The organism is Fervidobacterium changbaicum, from assembly GCF_004117075.1.
GTDB lineage: Bacteria > Thermotogota > Thermotogae > Thermotogales > Fervidobacteriaceae > Fervidobacterium > Fervidobacterium islandicum.
In genome coordinates, this window is sequence record NZ_CP026721.1 from 785612 (window position 1) to 800021 (window position 14410).

The window sequence follows — 14410 nt, forward strand, 5'->3', positions numbered from 1 at the left end:
CACCTTATGTGATTAATGTTTAGTATTCAGCGTTTTATAGTGTAGTAATATGAACGATCTTCTCCAACACCCAACCTATCAGATACGCAACCGCTGCCGAAAGACCACCCACAAATAGCATTTCGATACCGCCTTTGTACCACTTTACACCGGTAACAATTTGGCGAAGCGCCCCAACAAAGAACAAAGTTGCAGCGGTTATGATACACGATGCCAAGAACTGATTTTGCGCCAAAATCTGGGATTGCGAAGCAAATACATACGCAATCAACGGCATGAAACCAGCGATGACAAAAGACAAAAACGTCACAACGGCACTTTTCAGAGGATTAGTGTCGTCCTCAAAGAGCCCTAGTTCTTCATGCAACATCGTATCTACCCAGATCTCCTTATTACTCGTAATTGCATCCACAAGATTTTCCAACTTCTCACCACTTAGACCTTTTCTCTTGTAGATCTCTTTAACTTCCAGCTTTTCGGCTTCTGGCATGTGTTCAACTTCCCACATCTCACGTTCTTTCTCGTATCTTATGTAGTCCTTCTCCGATTTCTCTGAAAGATAATCGCCTATTGCCATAGAAATACCATCCGCAAAAAGGTTCGCCAAACCAACGATAATGGCGATTTTCGGATTCAGGTTAGCTCCCGCTATTCCGGAAATTGCGGCAAACGTTGTCACGATACCATCACTTGCCCCGTAAACGGCTTGGCCAATGTACTTGCCTTGCTCAGTTTTGTGCCATGGTTCTTTTCCTATCTGTTCTGGTGAGTGGAGTTTTCTGTGAGTTTCCAGATCACCTTTTCGAAAAGCATCACTGGCAAGTGCTGGTCTTGATTTTGGTCTTAGCTTGGAGAACAACACTCTAAACACATCCAATACCTCCCTTCCATAGCACAGTTACAAACTTAATTTCATTATACCACAGGTCCGTCTCTTGAAACGTCAAAAAAGAAAGCAAAGAATATTTTCTCAGCTATCCGATACAAAATGTTAACCTTTTCTTTTCATACGAACATATTCAAACCCACTTGACAAAAATTTTTTCTTTGGTATTATTGGTAACGGTCACTGATTTCACGGACAAATCACGTGAAAAAAGTGAAGTTGTCAAATGAACGCCCCCATCGTCTAGCGGTCTAGGACACTGGCCTTTCAAGCCAGCGGCACGGGTTCGAATCCCGTTGGGGGCGCCAGTTTTTAAACAGGATTGGTTGGGTGCGTAGCTCAGAGGGAGAGCGTCTGCCTTACGAGCAGAAGGTCGTAGGTTCAAGTCCTGCCGCACCCACCAGGTGGAAAAAATGAATCGAAATGATTATATAAAAACTTAAAGGTGGCCAGGTAGCTCAGTTGGTAGAGCAGTGGACTGAAAATCCACGTGTCGACGGTTCGATTCCGTCCCTGGCCACCAGTTTTTTGTTTATATTAAGTGAAATAAATCAAAAAATCACGTGTTGAATAAACAGAAAGATTTGGTATAATCGGAATTAGACCTACTATAGAAAGAAGAGGAGGAAGTGCTATGAAGAGAACTTACCAACCGTCTCGCATTAAGAGGAAAAGAACACATGGATTCCTTGCAAGAAAGTCCACGCCTGGTGGAAGAAGAGTTTTGAAGAACAGAAGAAGAACAGGTAGATGGAGACTCACGGTCTGAAAAGGTATACGTTCAGAAAGAGAGAGCGCCTGAGACTCAGGAGGGATATATCCCTCGTTTTTAGATTCGGAAAGGCAATTCAGAGTGAGAATTTTGTAGTCCTTTACAAGAAAAACGGACTTGATTACAGCAGATTGGCTATTATCGTTAAACGGAAATTTGGAAAGGCGAACCGCAGAAACAAATTGAGAAGATGGATCCGTGAATGCTTTAGGCTGAACAAAGATATTATTCCAAAAGGGTACGATTTTATCGTTATAGCGAGGAGAGCCTTGTCTGAAAAATTTGAAAACAGCAGTTACAAAAGCGTTTGTGAATCACTTTTGGAGAACTTTGAGAGGTTAATTGATGCGGAAAGCAATACTGGCAGTTATTAGATTTTACCAAAATTACATTTCTCCTCTAAAACCTCCGACATGCAGGTTTGAACCAACTTGTTCCACATACACGTATCAAGCTGTGGAAAGGTTTGGTGTTTTCAAGGGACTCCTCCTGGGTTTCTGGCGCATTCTCCGATGTAATCCTCTCTCAAAAGGTGGATACGATCCTGTCCCTGAAGAGTTCTCAGTATTCCATGTACACCAAAAGAACGCTTCGAAAGAACATCAAAAAATAAATAGCATCCAAAGGAGGCGGTCGAATTGAGAAAACTAACCGTCATTTTTTTGTTGTTAATAACGATGATAGTGGGGTTGACTGGTTTTGCTGGATTCTTTGTTGAAGAACGTGTTGATTCTATTGTCATCACGTCGAAATATCTTCAGGTAGAATTAGGTAAGGATGGTAATTTGCAAAAGGTTTCACATATGCTCGGCAGAGCATACCTGTTTTACGTAAACGACAACGATGGCTTCGATCTGTTTGACTCACAAGGCGAAAAACTCTCAGTCGCGACACCAACGTACCATATTCAGTACGCAGAACGATCAAAAGATTCGAAAGATTCCTATGAGAGTGTAAAAGTCATTTTCAACTACGAAAACGGGATTGAAAAGGTCTATTCTTTTGACAAAAGGTTTTACACTTACACTTTCGATGTAGAGATTCACTCTCCAGAGGAAATTAAAGTAGCACTACCATTAATTTGGGACAAATCAACGATTCGCTCAGCGGTAAATTTCTTCGTCTCATTTAGACCTGATAGGGATTATTCATCGATCGTTAAATTCTCAGGTAAATTGGATCAGACACATGTTGTCGGAAAAGACTTCAACTTCACAGTTTACATGGGACCTTACAAGAAAGTCGTTGTGAAACATGTTTTCAAAGAAGACTACGAAAGGCTGGCAACGCTTGTAAAAACTATTCCAGGTGTTGGAAACTGGTACAGTTTTATATCCGATGGCCTCAACGAGTTCTTCAGCTGGATAAACTCGTTCACAAAAAACTTTGGTCTAACGATTATCATATTCACCATTATAGTCAGGCTAGTACTTTATCCCTTCTACCACGCGCAGACCAAACAGATGATTCAGATGAGAAAACTACAGCCAGCCGTTGAAGCTATCAAGAAGAAGTACAAAGATCCACAAAAGCAGCAAGAAGAGTTAATGAAGCTTTACAAGGAAAACAAAATTAACCCCTCAAGTGGTTGTTTGATGTTACTTATCCAACTACCGATCTTTATGCTACTTTACGGAGTAATTCAAAGCTACCAGGAACTCTTCTCCGTATCCCCAGGTTTCTTGATCTGGAAAGACCTTTCCACTGGTGGATGGGCAAATAACTGGCTGTTCCTTGTGATAACGATAATTACAAGTTACTACCTTGCACTTATCACAAGTCAAGACAGCAGGACAGCATGGCAACAAATACTCATGGGGGCCATATTCCCATTCTTCTTCATAAGTTTACCAAGCGGTATATTCTTGTACTGGACTATGAACTCAATAATTCAGCTTGGTATAACTTACTACATCTACAAGAGGTACAAGATTAAAGGCATTACTCATCACGAACTCTGGGGAGTCCAGAAAAAGAAGGCATAAACCAAAAAATAAACATGAGAGAAAGTACGCAGTAAGACAAAGGGGTGGGTGACTTGAAGACGATAAACTACGTAGGAAAAAGTGTTGATGAGATACTTCAGCAGTTCAGAACCGAACACGACGTTCTGGACGGAGAGTACGAAATAAACGTTATCGACAAAGGAACTCATGGGATATTTGGACTTTTTGCAAGAGATGCGGTAGTAGAAATCACGATAACAAACAAGTACTATGAAAGAAAGCTCAGAGAATTTCTGGAAGAAATTTTCAAACGCTTCGGTGTCGATTACTTTGTCGAAATAGCAAGTCGCGGTAAAACATTCATTGCAACGTGTCACAGCGAAGAAATCGGAAAGCTAATCGGCAAGCACGGAAAAGGATTGGGCGCACTGCAACACCTTGCGAACATATATCTTAACAGATTAACAGACACAAAAGTCACTGTTATCATCGACGCAGGAAATTACCGCGAAAAGCGAAGAGAACAATTAGAAAAGATCGTTGAAACGGCGATTGAACGTGCTCGAAAATTCGGCAAGGTAAAACTGGATCCAATGTTTGCATTCGAAAGAAAAATCGTACATGAGCTTGCCAAGAAACACAAAGATATACATACTTACTCCGAAGGTTTGGAACCTTACAGGTACGTAGTAATAGAAGCAAAAAGGAGGGGGAAGAATAATGAAGATAGGAAACATTTCAGAAATGCAACCACTTGAAATTGACGGTGGTAATATATTGAAACGTGTTCTTATAGGTCCGAGGGATGGCGCACCAAATTTTGTGATGAGGCTTTTTACCTTAAAACCAGGTGCCTCCACACCGTACCATACTCATCCGTGGGAACACGAAGTATTTGTGGTTGATGGGGAACTCGAAGTTGTGAAAAAGGATGGTAGGATAAAGGTTTCAAAAGGTTCTTTCGTGTTCGTTGAACCAAACGAGGAACACCAGTTCCATAACTTCACTGATAAAGAAGCGTCCTTCATCTGCGTCATTCCAAAGGAAGGCGGCGAATAATACAACTTAATTAGTGCTCCACAATCAACACAAAATTAACGTACTTTTATCTCTTTCGTTTACTTGACACTCAAAAACGACTGTGCTATAATAACTTTCGGTCTTTCGTGTCGGGGCGTAGCGCAGTTGGCTAGCGCGCCGGTCTTGGGAACCGGAGGACGCTGGTTCAAGTCCAGTCGCCCCGACCAGCGATGCGGGTGTAGCTCAATTGGTAGAGCATCGGCCTTCCAAGCCGAGGGTTGCGGGTTCGAGTCCCGTCGCCCGCTCCAGAACCTTTTGGTAAGCTTTGCACCAAAAGTTGGTTTGCGGCCGTAGCTCAACAGGATAGAGCATCGGACTTCTAATCCGAGGGTTGTGGGTTCGAGTCCCGCCGGCCGCGCCAAAAGAATAACTCAATAGAAAACTATCTGTGGTGGCTATAGCTCAGCTGGCAGAGCGCCTGACTGTGGATCAGGTGGTCGAGGGTTCAAATCCCTCTAGCCACCCCAGTTTTTTATATAACATAATCATCAGGGACGCGCTCGTAGCTCAACTGGATAGAGCGTCGGACTTCGGATCCGATGGTTGCGGGTTCAAGTCCTGCCGGGCGCGCCAGATTTTGAAAAACAATAGCGTTCTATTTGCAAACACGGTCGAGAAGTACGGTTGCCATTCTCCAGTGCTTAAAACAAACTACTGAACTATCAGGCGCCAGAAAAGGGGAGGTAGAACTATGGAAGTACTAAAAGTCTCTTCAAAATCAAACCCAAACAAGGTAGCAGGTGCTTTGGCTGGAGTTATTAGAGAAAAGGGCAAAGCCGAGATCCAGGCAATCGGTGCTGGTGCTGTCAACCAGGCAGTCAAAGCAGTTGCAATTGCAAGAGGTTACCTTGCACCAAGTGGCTATGACCTCGTCTGCGTTCCAGCATTCACGGATGTAACGGTAGAAAATGAAACAAGAACAGCACTTAAGTTCATTGTCTTCCCCAGAGAATAAAACTAAAAATTAAAACTTACTAAAACAAAGCGGTCCAAACGGACCGCTTTTTGTTTTTGAAATACTATTTCAGAGATAAGGATGATACCTTGCTAAAGAATTTCATGCCATCGCTTTTGACAACCAGAATAACTACATCCTTCGTTGCGTTCCCGTCTTTGCCGATGCTGATTAAACCAGTAACTCCGTCAAAGTTCGTTATCTGCCTTACAGCAAGCGCTATCTTTTCAGGATCCGTGGACTTGGCATTTTCAATAGCTTTCAGCAAAATCATGTAAGCATCATATCCAAGTGCAGAAAGTGTTGATGGTTTTTCACCGTACTTTTTTTCATACAAATTCACAAACTTCTTTGCCGTACTTGTCTTTGCTGCGTCTGGATGGTAGTGGTCAGAAAAGTACAGCCCCTCAACTGCGCTTCCTCCTATCTTAATTAAGTCTGGAGCATTTGCCCCGTCCCCAGCAAGAATGGCTCCTTTGAATCCCAAAGACCTTGCCTGCTGTGCAACTAAGGCAATTTCATTGTAATAACCGGCAATCAGGATTGCTTGGCTACCAAAAGCTATCGCTTGGGAAATCTGTGCGCTAAACTCCTGGTCACCTGTCTTATACTGAACCTGTAGTACTTTACCGCCGTATTTTTTGAACCGCTCAATAAAATAATTCGACAATCCGACACTGTAGTCTTGTTCGATATCTGTAAAGACAGCTATTTTATCCAGCTTCAGATTCCTTGCAGCAAATTCCGCCAGTGCTGTTCCCTGAACGGGATCTATGAAACATACCCTTGAAACGAACCGTTTTCCCTGCGTAACGAGTGGGTTTGTGGATGCAGGGCATAGAAGTGGAACCTTCCTGCTCTCAGCTATCTCTGCTGCAGCCATAGAATTTCCACTCATTATCTCTCCTATCACGGCTACAACTTTATCTTTGTCTATCAATCTCGACATTGCGTTTGCCGCCTCTGTCTTCTCACTTCTGGTATCTGCATAGACAAGTTGGATTGGATCACCAAGAACCGTACGTTTTTCCTCGTGGGCAAGTTCTATACCCTTTCTCACCAAATCACCTGCAGCTGCAAGTGGACCTGTTAGCGGCAGTAAAACTCCTACCTTCACAACTGCAAAAATATTCAGACATATTAACAAGAAAGGTACTACAATCGATTTTTTAGCAACCATACAACAAAAGCCTCCTTTCTCAGCGTTTAACTATGCGTTAATATAAGCACTCAAGTCAAAATATCCATGACCAGAAAGTGTAAAAACAATCGTCTTTTTCTCGTTTTTCTTAGCTTCCTTAATCACATACGCAACCGCGTGCGCCGATTCGGGTGCTGGGACGATCCCTTCAACTCTTGCAAAGAGTTTCCCCGCTTGGAATACCTCATCTTGACTCACGGCAACTGCCGAAATGAGTTTTTCGTGAAGTAGTTTGGAAACGATAGGTGCTGCTCCGTGGTATCTTAATCCACCTGCATGGATTGCCGGAGGGACGAAATCTTTGCCGAGCGTGTACATCTTCATCATCGGTGTCAGACCTGCTGTATCCCCAAAATCGTACCGATATTCGCCCTTTGTTAGAGATGGGCAACTCTCTGGTTCAACCGCAATGATTTTTATGTCTTTTCCGTTAAGAACATCTGGGATAAATGGAAGTATTGTACCACCAAAGTTCGAGCCTCCCCCATGGCAGGCAACGACCATATCGGGTATGATTTTCAATTTTTTAAGCTGCTCTTTCAATTCAAGACCAATCACCGTTTGGTGTAACAACACGTGATTTAAGACGCTGCCCAATGCGTATTTTGCATCATTTTGCTTAAGTACAGTCTCTATCGCTTCAGAGATGGCTATTCCAAGTGTTCCGGGATGTTCACCATCAAACTTTTGGCCAAATCGCGTCAGACTACTTGGACTAGGGACGACATTCCCATCGAAAATGTTCATTAGCAACTTTCTGAAAGGTTTCTGGTAGAAGCTGACTTTAACCATAAAGATACGAACTTCTAAACCGAACTTCGCACCAGCGTACGAAAGAGCGCTCCCCCACTGCCCCGCTCCTGTCTCAGTAACCAGCGTCTTTGTCCCACTAATTTTGTTGTAGTACGCCTGCGCAAGTGCCGTGTTTGTTTTATGACTACCGGTTGGGCTTACTCCTTCGTATTTGTAGTAAATTCGCGTTTGAGTTCCGAGGTATTCTTCCAAAAACCGTGCTCGAACAAGCGGTGTCGGTCTGTAGACGGCGTATTCTCTCAGAACAGGTTCTGGAATGGGGATGAACCTTTCGTCACTCATTTCTTGCTCAAGCAATGGCTCAGGAAATATCGCAAGCAGCTTTTCAGGTTTCATCGGCTCACCCGTTGCAGGATCAAGTGGCGGATCAAGTTTGAACGGCAAATCTGCAAGCACGTTGTAGTAACTTTTAGGCATCTCCTCAGGTTTTAAATACACAACTTCTCTAAACATAAAACCCCCTCCTTCTCAAGCGTTAGTATCATCTTTTAAATAAAAAAAGCCGGGTACGATGTCTTAATTCGTACCCGGCGATTGTCCACATGATTTCGTTTTGTCGTTGCCTACAGTTTGCTACGGCAACAACAAGCTGGCGGACAACCACCGGTTGTCCACCACCACCAGAAATTCTTGGAAAATATTGGTTTTTGATTAACCGTTAGGTTCGAAGTGTTCTTTCCCATAATCATCCCGCCTTGAAGCATTATGAACTGATTTGCGCTGATTTGTTCGTTTTACGTATTTTATCACAAGGCTCTGAAAAAAGTCAATATAGGAAAAATTTCTTGGTTCACAATACATTCTCACGATTGTGCTTTGCATTTCTCAATCAATTCATTCATGTATTTATCCATCATCTCTTCAACCTTTTCTTTCATACCAGGCATTCCAAGGAAGGAAGAGTCAACCGTTATTATGATTCTGTCATTCTGAATTTCTATAGTGCCTTTCCCAAATATACTCACCTTCGCCTCGAAGATGTTCTCGCTAACTCTTGTTATCTTCACATTGAACTTGGAGATGTACGGCTCAACTTCTTTCATAGCAATTTCGTAAAGTCTTTCTGGATCGCAAGAATGAACGTACTCTCTTCTAATCGTCATACCTGCCCCCTACCCCCTCAAAAAGAGTTTCCCGCCTTGAGTTTTATATTTTGAGCCGCCTTCTTGGCTAGCTCCTCTTGTTTTAGCCAGTAACCATCGAGGATACCTTTGGCTGCGAGTTGTCCTAAGAATTTGTAGTGGTAATCTTGTAAAATACCAGGTCCGACGCTGGCAAGTGGAGTACCTGGAAGTGGCATGAATGTGTGTGCGTGAATCTTAGAGTTGTACTTTTTCACAATTTTCTCTATGAAATTAAACGTCTGCTCTACGTCCTCTTTTGTTTCGAACGGAAAGCCAAAAATGAAGTCTACCTTCGCGTAAAAACCGTTTTGGGCCAAGATTTCAAGTGCTTCTTCGACTTTCTCAATGGTGTGACCCCGACGTATAAGGTTGAGAATCCTGTTGCTACCACTTTGAGCGCCTATTACAACGTAATTATGGTTTACGTACTTCTTAACGACCTTGACCATCTCATCTGTGACACTCTCGGGCCTTACGTCAGATGGAAACGTGCCGAAGTAAATTTCCTTAACACCTGTGGACTTTACTTTGAAAAGCAATTCATCCACAATATCCGGTCTTGGTGTGACACCGTTCTTACTGCCGTATCCAAAGGCATTTGGGGTGATGAATCTAGCGATGGTCTTACCGTGTTTTACAGAAATTTTCTCGTATTCAACTATCTGTTCAATATCCCTGTGTCTTACTACCTTTCCCGCCAACCTCGGTGTTTGACAGTAACCACAATCAAAGGGGCATCCTCTTGAAATTTCTATAGGCATAAATAACTTCTTTTTCTCGCATATGGGCGGAAATTTATTCAGATCAACTCGATTCTTTATCCCATCGAACATCCTGTTCTCAGGCCTCTCGCCCTTTAGGAACCTAACGATGTTCTCTTCTCCATCGCCAAGGAATACATAATCGAACCCGAGTTTCAACATTTCAAAAGGTAAAGCCGTCGTGTGAGGTCCACCTGCAATTACCGTGTAACCGTGGCTCTTAAGTAGCCTTAACTCTTCAACGACTGTATCCAAATCGAATGTCATAAATGAAAAAGCAACTGCAGTATCCGTTACCGGATACTGCAAGATTTCAGCAACATTTTTAGTTTCTAAGATTTCTATGTCGTTGACCTCACTTAGTATGGCTCCAACGATTGCTGTTACACTGTACCGATTATGCTTTGTTGTTCTGAATACAAGTCGTTTAAACATACTTTCCCTCTTTTGAAATACCTCCTACTAACCCCATATCTTCTTCCTTACTTCGAGTGCTGGTTCTGCAAGAAGTAGTGAATGCCCACTGTCCATGAAAATTATCGATTTGCACTCTTTTCCATACGACAAGTTAACCATCTTACCACCGATTTGGTTACTTGCCCTTATGCGCCTCGAAACCGTCGACGTGACAGGTACTACGGCGACCACCCTGTCTCTTACAACGTAGATGTTCTCGTTTATCCTCGCAACTGCTTCGGACATATTCCTACCCCCATTTCGCCGTCTTTACTTTTCTATACATTGAACCTTATTGTTATTATATCACCATCTTCAACGATGTAATCTCTTCCAACAAGCTTCATCAATCCTGCATCCTTTAGCGCCTTTTCAGAACCAAGTCTTATTAAATCGTCGTATTTTATAACCTCTGCGCGGATGAAGCCTCTTGCCAAATCACTGTGAATCACACCTGCTGCATCGACTGCAGTTGCGCCCTTTCTAAGGGTCCAAGCTCGGACTTCGTCTTTACCAACTGTGAAGAACGAAATCAGTCCAAATTGGGTGTAAAGTGCTCTTGAGAGCCTTTCGATCCCAGTTTCTTCTGTTCCCAGTTCCTTTAGAAACTCCATCTTCTCTTCTTCGCTCAACGAGTTCAGTTCCATCTCCAATTTTCCGCACAGTTCGACATAGGCAAATCCGTTGTCCTGGCAAAGTTTTAAGACTTCATCTTTTGTTTCGTAATTCTTTTCAGCGAATTGTTCTTCATCAACGTTGACCACAACACCTATGGGCTTCAACGTAGCGAGGGAAAAACCGCCAAGCATCTTCTTTTCTTCGTCTGTAAGCTCTATCTTCGACAACAGTTGCTCGTTTTCCAAGGTCTCTTGCAAACGTTTCAAGAGTTTGAGTTCTACTTCTTCTTTTGGCTCAAGCTTTCTCTTTGCGTTTTCTAATCTGCTGATTCTATTTGTTACCACGTCGAGGTCTCTGAATAAGAACTCGTCCAACGTGGCTTTAAGTTGATCTATTGGCTTTTCTACTTCGGGATACGGAACATTGTCACTTCTGAACGCTCGAACAACTATGAGCATTGCTTCGACGTTTTGAATAGCATTGAACACGGCTGTTCTTTCCTTTATGTCTTTTATCTTCAAAGCTGGTGTGTCGAAGAATTCTAGCGTTGCGTACGTTACCTTCTTTGGTTCGTACATTTTTGCAAGGATATCGACCCTTTTATCGTGAACTTTTGCGGTTCCTTTTTGATGCTCCTGAGAAAACAGGTCCACTTCAATCCCGGTGAGCAATGAAAATATCGTTGTCTTACCAACTTGGGACAGACCAACGATTCCTACCTTCATTTTCTATTCCTCCTTGAATACCTTTAATAATGTTGCGATTCGTTCGTTTCTATTGTGTCTTTTCAACGTCTCGATAAAATCCGAATTCCTCTCGGCCCGTGCAATTGCAATTAGTTTCCCGTTGTAAAACAACTGAACTAACTGGTCCTTCTTAAAGGTTTCATATTCCATAATGTCTTCCACTTTCGGCTGAACACCGTTGTATACTTTCTCCTGGCTTCCTACAATTATTTTTGGAAAATCAAGCACTCTCTCCAACGGGATTAAATTTTCCAGCACCACCCTTTGCAAATTCTCGAAAGTTTCAGAATCAAAATTTTTAGGTTCTGGAATCATAATTGCATCTTCAACTACGAACTTTCCAACGGATATCCTCCTAAGTTCCACCGCCGTTGCTCCGCAACCCAACTTGTAGCCTATGTCCATACACAGACTTCTTATATACGTGCCCGAAGAGACCTTCGTTGTAAACTCTATTTCAGGTAAGGAAATTTTTATGCCCCAAATATCGTATATCGTTACTTCTCGCGGAGGAAGGTTTATGATCTTCCCTTTCCTTGCAAGTTCATACAGCTTTTTTCCTTGATATTTCTTAGCGGAATACGCTGGTGGAACCTGTTTGTACGTACCCACAAAGGATCTTATCGCATGCAACACATCTTCTTCAGAAAGCTTCGATACTTCTTCAGAATGGTCTTCCATAACTTGACCGGTTATATCAAACGTATCTGTGATTATTCCCAATCTGAACTTTACTTTGTAGACTTTGTCTTCATGTTGTAGATACTCAAGTAGTCGCGTAGCTTTTCCTACACCAACGATAAGAAGTCCAGTAGCAAACGGATCCAATGTCCCGGCATGGCCGACTTGTCTTATTCGGAGTAACCGTCTTATTCGTTCCACAACGTCATGAGACGTCGGCCCTTTTTCCTTGTCTACCAAGAGTATTCCAGAAACTGTAGGTAGCACAACATCACTCCAAGTCTTTCTGCTCATGTTTTAAACTTACCAATTTTCCAGAAACCTAACATCGTTTCGCACCAAGTCTCTGATATCTTTTACACCGTATTTTACCATTGCAATCCTTTCTATTCCAAGCCCAAACGCAAGTCCGCGCCATTGTTCTGGGTCGTATCCGACGTTCTTGAAGACATTCGGATGGACCATACCTGCACCAAGAACTTCGAACCATCTGCCGTTAAAGTATATATCAACTTCGAAACTCGGCTCGGTGAATGGGAAGTAGCTCGGTCTTAACCTCACTTTTGTGTTTTCGCCCAAAAGTCTTCTTGCGAACTCTTCCAAGAAATACTTCAGGTGTTTTACCGTCACATCGTGATCCACGTAAAGTCCTTCCATTTGGGTAAACATCGGAAGATGTGTAGCGTCGTAATCCCTTCTGTAAACTCTACCTGGTGCAACGATGGCAAGAGGTGGTTTTCTTGAAAGCATCGTTCTTATTTGAACAGGAGAGGTGTGTGTTCTAAGCATGTATTCATCGTTGATGTAGAATGAATCGTGTGAATCTCTTGCTGGATGCCATTCAGGTGTATTGAGTGCATCGAAATTGAACCATGGCTGTTCAATTTCCGGACCTTCTACAACAGAAAAGCCCATGGAAATGAATATATCCTCAAGTTCTCTTTGAACTTTGGTGATTATATGCAGGTGTCCACGCGACCTGCGTGCCCCCGGCATCGTCGGATCAACCCACAGCTTTTTGTAAAGCAACTGTTTTTCATTTTCTATCAACTCGTCTTTTCTTTTTTCAAGCAAGCTTTCTATTTCATCTTTCAGCTCGTTAACAACCTTTCCAAAGTTAGGTCTCTCTTCTGGTGGTAGTTCTTTCAACTTCTTCATCAAAGACGTAACAATTCCAGATTTTCCCAAGTACTTTACCCTTAAATCGTTGAGCTGTTTACTATCCGATGCACTTGAAATCTCGCTTTTCGCACGTTCAAGTATACTTCTAAGCTCTTCAGAGTATCCTGAAACCATTTGTATTCCCCCTTATGAATTCTTGATGCTGTTAACTAAAAGTATTGAAAATTTCCAAAAACCGTATTATCTTCTTATTAGTGGAACACCCCCCACCATCAATTCTCACAAAAAGGAGGTACTCCACTATGCAAAATTCTGTAGTCTCTTGCCCCAAATGCGGCTCTACCAACATCTACAAAAACGGTCATGATAAGTACGGTAACCAACAATACTTTTGCAAAGACTGTAAGCGCACTTTCAGACTTGTTCATTCAAAAAAACACAAGCTCTTCTCTTTCCCTTATCCTAAATGCCCTGTCTGTGGAAAAACTATGCAAATCCACAAAATCAAAAAAGCCTTCGTTAAGTTCCGTTGCCGTTCTTGCCATACCAGAGACGAAATCCCAACTAACTTACCTCAATTTGTCCCTCTTCCTTTCGACTCTTTCAAGTTCTTCCGTTTCCCTATCTTTATTGTCCTTAAAGCCTTCGTCCTTTATTTCAAAGCTGTGTCCTTGCGTTCCATCAGAGACTCACTTAATATCAAAGTCTCTCATGTCGCTATCTACAAGTGGATCCTTAAGTTGTCTTGTTTCTTTTCCATCCTCGTTCCTGTAGATGCTTTCAAAGTCCATGGTGATGAAACTGTCGTTTTGTTTAAATCCAAAAAGTACTATGTTTGGTTCTTAGTTGACCATGAGACGAATCTCATTGTTGCTTGGCATGTATCCAAATATCGCGATATGGGTCAAGTGAAGATATTGTTAGAGAAGTTCTTTGGTAACAACGAAAGAACAATCGAACTAATTACAGATGGACTTGGTGCATATGGTGCAGTGAAGATACTATACAAGAATATCAATCATATTGTTGTGAGACTTGGGCAAAACAATCAATGTGAATCGAAGTTTTCGTTATTCCAAGACTTTGTACGAGCCAAGCGTGGATTTAAGAATATTGACAATCTTCCAATGTACGTAAACAGTTTTTGTGTAGTGAGAAATCTCTTGAAACTGAACGGGAATGATATTGCGCGTGTTATGAGTGTTCTATTGTCTTCCATCACTACAAGTTAACAGCATCGAATTCTTTT

17 protein-coding genes and 8 tRNA genes are annotated in these 14410 nt (G+C 42.3%); 16 read left to right on the top strand and 9 right to left on the bottom strand.

Features of this window, described 5'->3' with window-relative positions; genetic code table 11:
* Nucleotides 1–34 precede the first annotated feature (34 nt).
* The gene (locus CBS1_RS03650; protein WP_033191902.1) at nucleotides 35–871 is read right to left on the bottom strand and encodes a VIT1/CCC1 transporter family protein; all 837 of its coding nucleotides are present in this window, start codon (nucleotides 869–871) and stop codon (nucleotides 35–37) included.
* Nucleotides 872–1118: 247 nt separating this feature from the next.
* Between CBS1_RS03650 and CBS1_RS03655 the strand changes: the two genes are divergently transcribed.
* From CBS1_RS03655 to CBS1_RS03725, 15 genes are all read left to right on the top strand, one after another.
* Nucleotides 1119–1194, top strand: a tRNA-Glu gene (locus CBS1_RS03655).
* A gap of 20 nt (nucleotides 1195–1214) precedes the next feature.
* Nucleotides 1215–1289, top strand: a tRNA-Val gene (locus CBS1_RS03660).
* A 44-nt stretch (nucleotides 1290–1333) separates the two neighbouring features.
* A tRNA-Phe gene (locus CBS1_RS03665) sits at nucleotides 1334–1409 on the top strand.
* A gap of 111 nt (nucleotides 1410–1520) precedes the next feature.
* A complete protein-coding gene (gene rpmH, locus CBS1_RS03670; RefSeq protein WP_033191903.1) occupies nucleotides 1521–1655 on the top strand; it encodes a 50S ribosomal protein L34 in 135 nt (44 codons plus the stop codon).
* Nucleotides 1637–2032, top strand: a complete 396-nt coding sequence (rnpA, locus tag CBS1_RS03675) for a ribonuclease P protein component (protein ID WP_033191904.1) — start codon at nucleotides 1637–1639, stop codon at nucleotides 2030–2032. Before rpmH ends, rnpA begins: the two co-directional genes overlap by 19 nt.
* A complete protein-coding gene (gene yidD, locus CBS1_RS03680; RefSeq protein WP_090222682.1) occupies nucleotides 2004–2300 on the top strand; it encodes a membrane protein insertion efficiency factor YidD in 297 nt (98 codons plus the stop codon). The genes rnpA and yidD overlap by 29 nt, the downstream gene beginning before the upstream one ends.
* Nucleotides 2297–3643 carry a membrane protein insertase YidC gene (yidC, locus tag CBS1_RS03685; RefSeq protein WP_033191906.1) on the top strand — a complete coding sequence of 449 codons (1347 nt, stop codon included), beginning with the start codon at nucleotides 2297–2299 and terminating at the stop codon, nucleotides 3641–3643. The genes yidD and yidC overlap by 4 nt, the downstream gene beginning before the upstream one ends.
* A 53-nt stretch (nucleotides 3644–3696) precedes the next feature.
* Complete coding sequence (gene jag, locus CBS1_RS03690; RefSeq protein ID WP_033191907.1) at nucleotides 3697–4362, top strand: RNA-binding cell elongation regulator Jag/EloR; 666 nt, start codon at nucleotides 3697–3699, stop codon at nucleotides 4360–4362.
* A complete protein-coding gene (locus tag CBS1_RS03695; protein WP_033191908.1) occupies nucleotides 4325–4663 on the top strand; it encodes a cupin domain-containing protein in 339 nt (112 codons plus the stop codon). The genes jag and CBS1_RS03695 overlap by 38 nt, the downstream gene beginning before the upstream one ends.
* Nucleotides 4664–4774: 111 nt before the next feature.
* Nucleotides 4775–4851, top strand: a tRNA-Pro gene (locus CBS1_RS03700).
* Between the two features lie 5 nt (nucleotides 4852–4856).
* Nucleotides 4857–4932: transfer RNA gene (locus tag CBS1_RS03705), tRNA-Gly, on the top strand.
* Nucleotides 4933–4968: 36 nt separating this feature from the next.
* Nucleotides 4969–5045 (top strand) — tRNA-Arg (locus CBS1_RS03710).
* 30 nt (nucleotides 5046–5075) lie between these two features.
* Nucleotides 5076–5151, top strand: a tRNA-His gene (locus CBS1_RS03715).
* 29 nt (nucleotides 5152–5180) lie between these two features.
* Nucleotides 5181–5257, top strand: a tRNA-Arg gene (locus CBS1_RS03720).
* Nucleotides 5258–5375: 118 nt separating this feature from the next.
* Nucleotides 5376–5639, top strand: a complete 264-nt coding sequence (locus tag CBS1_RS03725; RefSeq protein ID WP_033191909.1) for a stage V sporulation protein S — start codon at nucleotides 5376–5378, stop codon at nucleotides 5637–5639.
* Nucleotides 5640–5703: 64 nt separating this feature from the next.
* Here CBS1_RS03725 and CBS1_RS03730 read toward each other — a convergent pair whose 3' ends face one another.
* From CBS1_RS03730 to pheS, 8 genes are all read right to left on the bottom strand, one after another.
* The gene (locus CBS1_RS03730) at nucleotides 5704–6819 is read right to left on the bottom strand and encodes an ABC transporter substrate-binding protein (RefSeq protein ID WP_090222680.1); all 1116 of its coding nucleotides are present in this window, start codon (nucleotides 6817–6819) and stop codon (nucleotides 5704–5706) included.
* A gap of 30 nt (nucleotides 6820–6849) precedes the next feature.
* Nucleotides 6850–8106, bottom strand: coding sequence for a TrpB-like pyridoxal phosphate-dependent enzyme (locus CBS1_RS03735; protein WP_033191911.1), 1257 nt, complete (start codon nucleotides 8104–8106; stop codon nucleotides 6850–6852).
* Between the two features lie 350 nt (nucleotides 8107–8456).
* Nucleotides 8457–8756, bottom strand: a complete 300-nt coding sequence (locus CBS1_RS03740) for a hypothetical protein (protein WP_033191912.1) — start codon at nucleotides 8754–8756, stop codon at nucleotides 8457–8459.
* A gap of 17 nt (nucleotides 8757–8773) precedes the next feature.
* The gene (locus tag CBS1_RS03745; RefSeq protein ID WP_033191913.1) at nucleotides 8774–9973 is read right to left on the bottom strand and encodes a TIGR04013 family B12-binding domain/radical SAM domain-containing protein; all 1200 of its coding nucleotides are present in this window, start codon (nucleotides 9971–9973) and stop codon (nucleotides 8774–8776) included.
* Nucleotides 9974–10000: 27 nt separating this feature from the next.
* Complete coding sequence (locus CBS1_RS03750; protein ID WP_033191914.1) at nucleotides 10001–10240, bottom strand: extracellular matrix/biofilm biosynthesis regulator RemA family protein; 240 nt, start codon at nucleotides 10238–10240, stop codon at nucleotides 10001–10003.
* 32 nt (nucleotides 10241–10272) lie between these two features.
* Nucleotides 10273–11337 carry a DUF933 domain-containing protein gene (locus tag CBS1_RS03755; RefSeq protein WP_033191915.1) on the bottom strand — a complete coding sequence of 355 codons (1065 nt, stop codon included), beginning with the start codon at nucleotides 11335–11337 and terminating at the stop codon, nucleotides 10273–10275.
* A 3-nt stretch (nucleotides 11338–11340) separates the two neighbouring features.
* A complete protein-coding gene (gene truB / locus CBS1_RS03760; protein ID WP_052107183.1) occupies nucleotides 11341–12333 on the bottom strand; it encodes a tRNA pseudouridine(55) synthase TruB in 993 nt (330 codons plus the stop codon).
* A gap of 9 nt (nucleotides 12334–12342) precedes the next feature.
* Nucleotides 12343–13335, bottom strand: a complete 993-nt coding sequence (pheS, locus tag CBS1_RS03765) for a phenylalanine--tRNA ligase subunit alpha (RefSeq protein WP_033191916.1) — start codon at nucleotides 13333–13335, stop codon at nucleotides 12343–12345.
* 128 nt (nucleotides 13336–13463) lie between these two features.
* Here pheS and CBS1_RS10445 point away from each other — a divergent pair, with 128 nt between their 5' ends.
* Nucleotides 13464–14393, top strand: a complete 930-nt coding sequence (locus tag CBS1_RS10445) for a DDE-type integrase/transposase/recombinase (protein ID WP_033190915.1) — start codon at nucleotides 13464–13466, stop codon at nucleotides 14391–14393.
* Nucleotides 14394–14410: the final 17 nt, after the last annotated feature.

Coding starts and splice junctions, on each gene's coding strand:
- CBS1_RS03755 (WP_033191915.1), bottom strand. CDS start 11,337: ATGAAGGTAGGAATCGTTGGTCTGTCCCAAGTTGGTAAGACAACGATA.
- yidD (WP_090222682.1), top strand. CDS start 2,004: ATGCGGAAAGCAATACTGGCAGTTATTAGATTTTACCAAAATTACATT.
- truB (WP_052107183.1), bottom strand. CDS start 12,333: ATGAGCAGAAAGACTTGGAGTGATGTTGTGCTACCTACAGTTTCTGGA.
- rnpA (WP_033191904.1), top strand. CDS start 1,637: ATGGAGACTCACGGTCTGAAAAGGTATACGTTCAGAAAGAGAGAGCGC.
- CBS1_RS03740 (WP_033191912.1), bottom strand. CDS start 8,756: ATGACGATTAGAAGAGAGTACGTTCATTCTTGCGATCCAGAAAGACTT.
- CBS1_RS03735 (WP_033191911.1), bottom strand. CDS start 8,106: ATGTTTAGAGAAGTTGTGTATTTAAAACCTGAGGAGATGCCTAAAAGT.
- CBS1_RS03750 (WP_033191914.1), bottom strand. CDS start 10,240: ATGTCCGAAGCAGTTGCGAGGATAAACGAGAACATCTACGTTGTAAGA.
- CBS1_RS03745 (WP_033191913.1), bottom strand. CDS start 9,973: ATGTTTAAACGACTTGTATTCAGAACAACAAAGCATAATCGGTACAGT.
- pheS (WP_033191916.1), bottom strand. CDS start 13,335: ATGGTTTCAGGATACTCTGAAGAGCTTAGAAGTATACTTGAACGTGCG.
- CBS1_RS10445 (WP_033190915.1), top strand. CDS start 13,464: ATGCAAAATTCTGTAGTCTCTTGCCCCAAATGCGGCTCTACCAACATC.
- CBS1_RS03695 (WP_033191908.1), top strand. CDS start 4,325: ATGAAGATAGGAAACATTTCAGAAATGCAACCACTTGAAATTGACGGT.
- rpmH (WP_033191903.1), top strand. CDS start 1,521: ATGAAGAGAACTTACCAACCGTCTCGCATTAAGAGGAAAAGAACACAT.
- CBS1_RS03725 (WP_033191909.1), top strand. CDS start 5,376: ATGGAAGTACTAAAAGTCTCTTCAAAATCAAACCCAAACAAGGTAGCA.
- CBS1_RS03730 (WP_090222680.1), bottom strand. CDS start 6,819: ATGGTTGCTAAAAAATCGATTGTAGTACCTTTCTTGTTAATATGTCTG.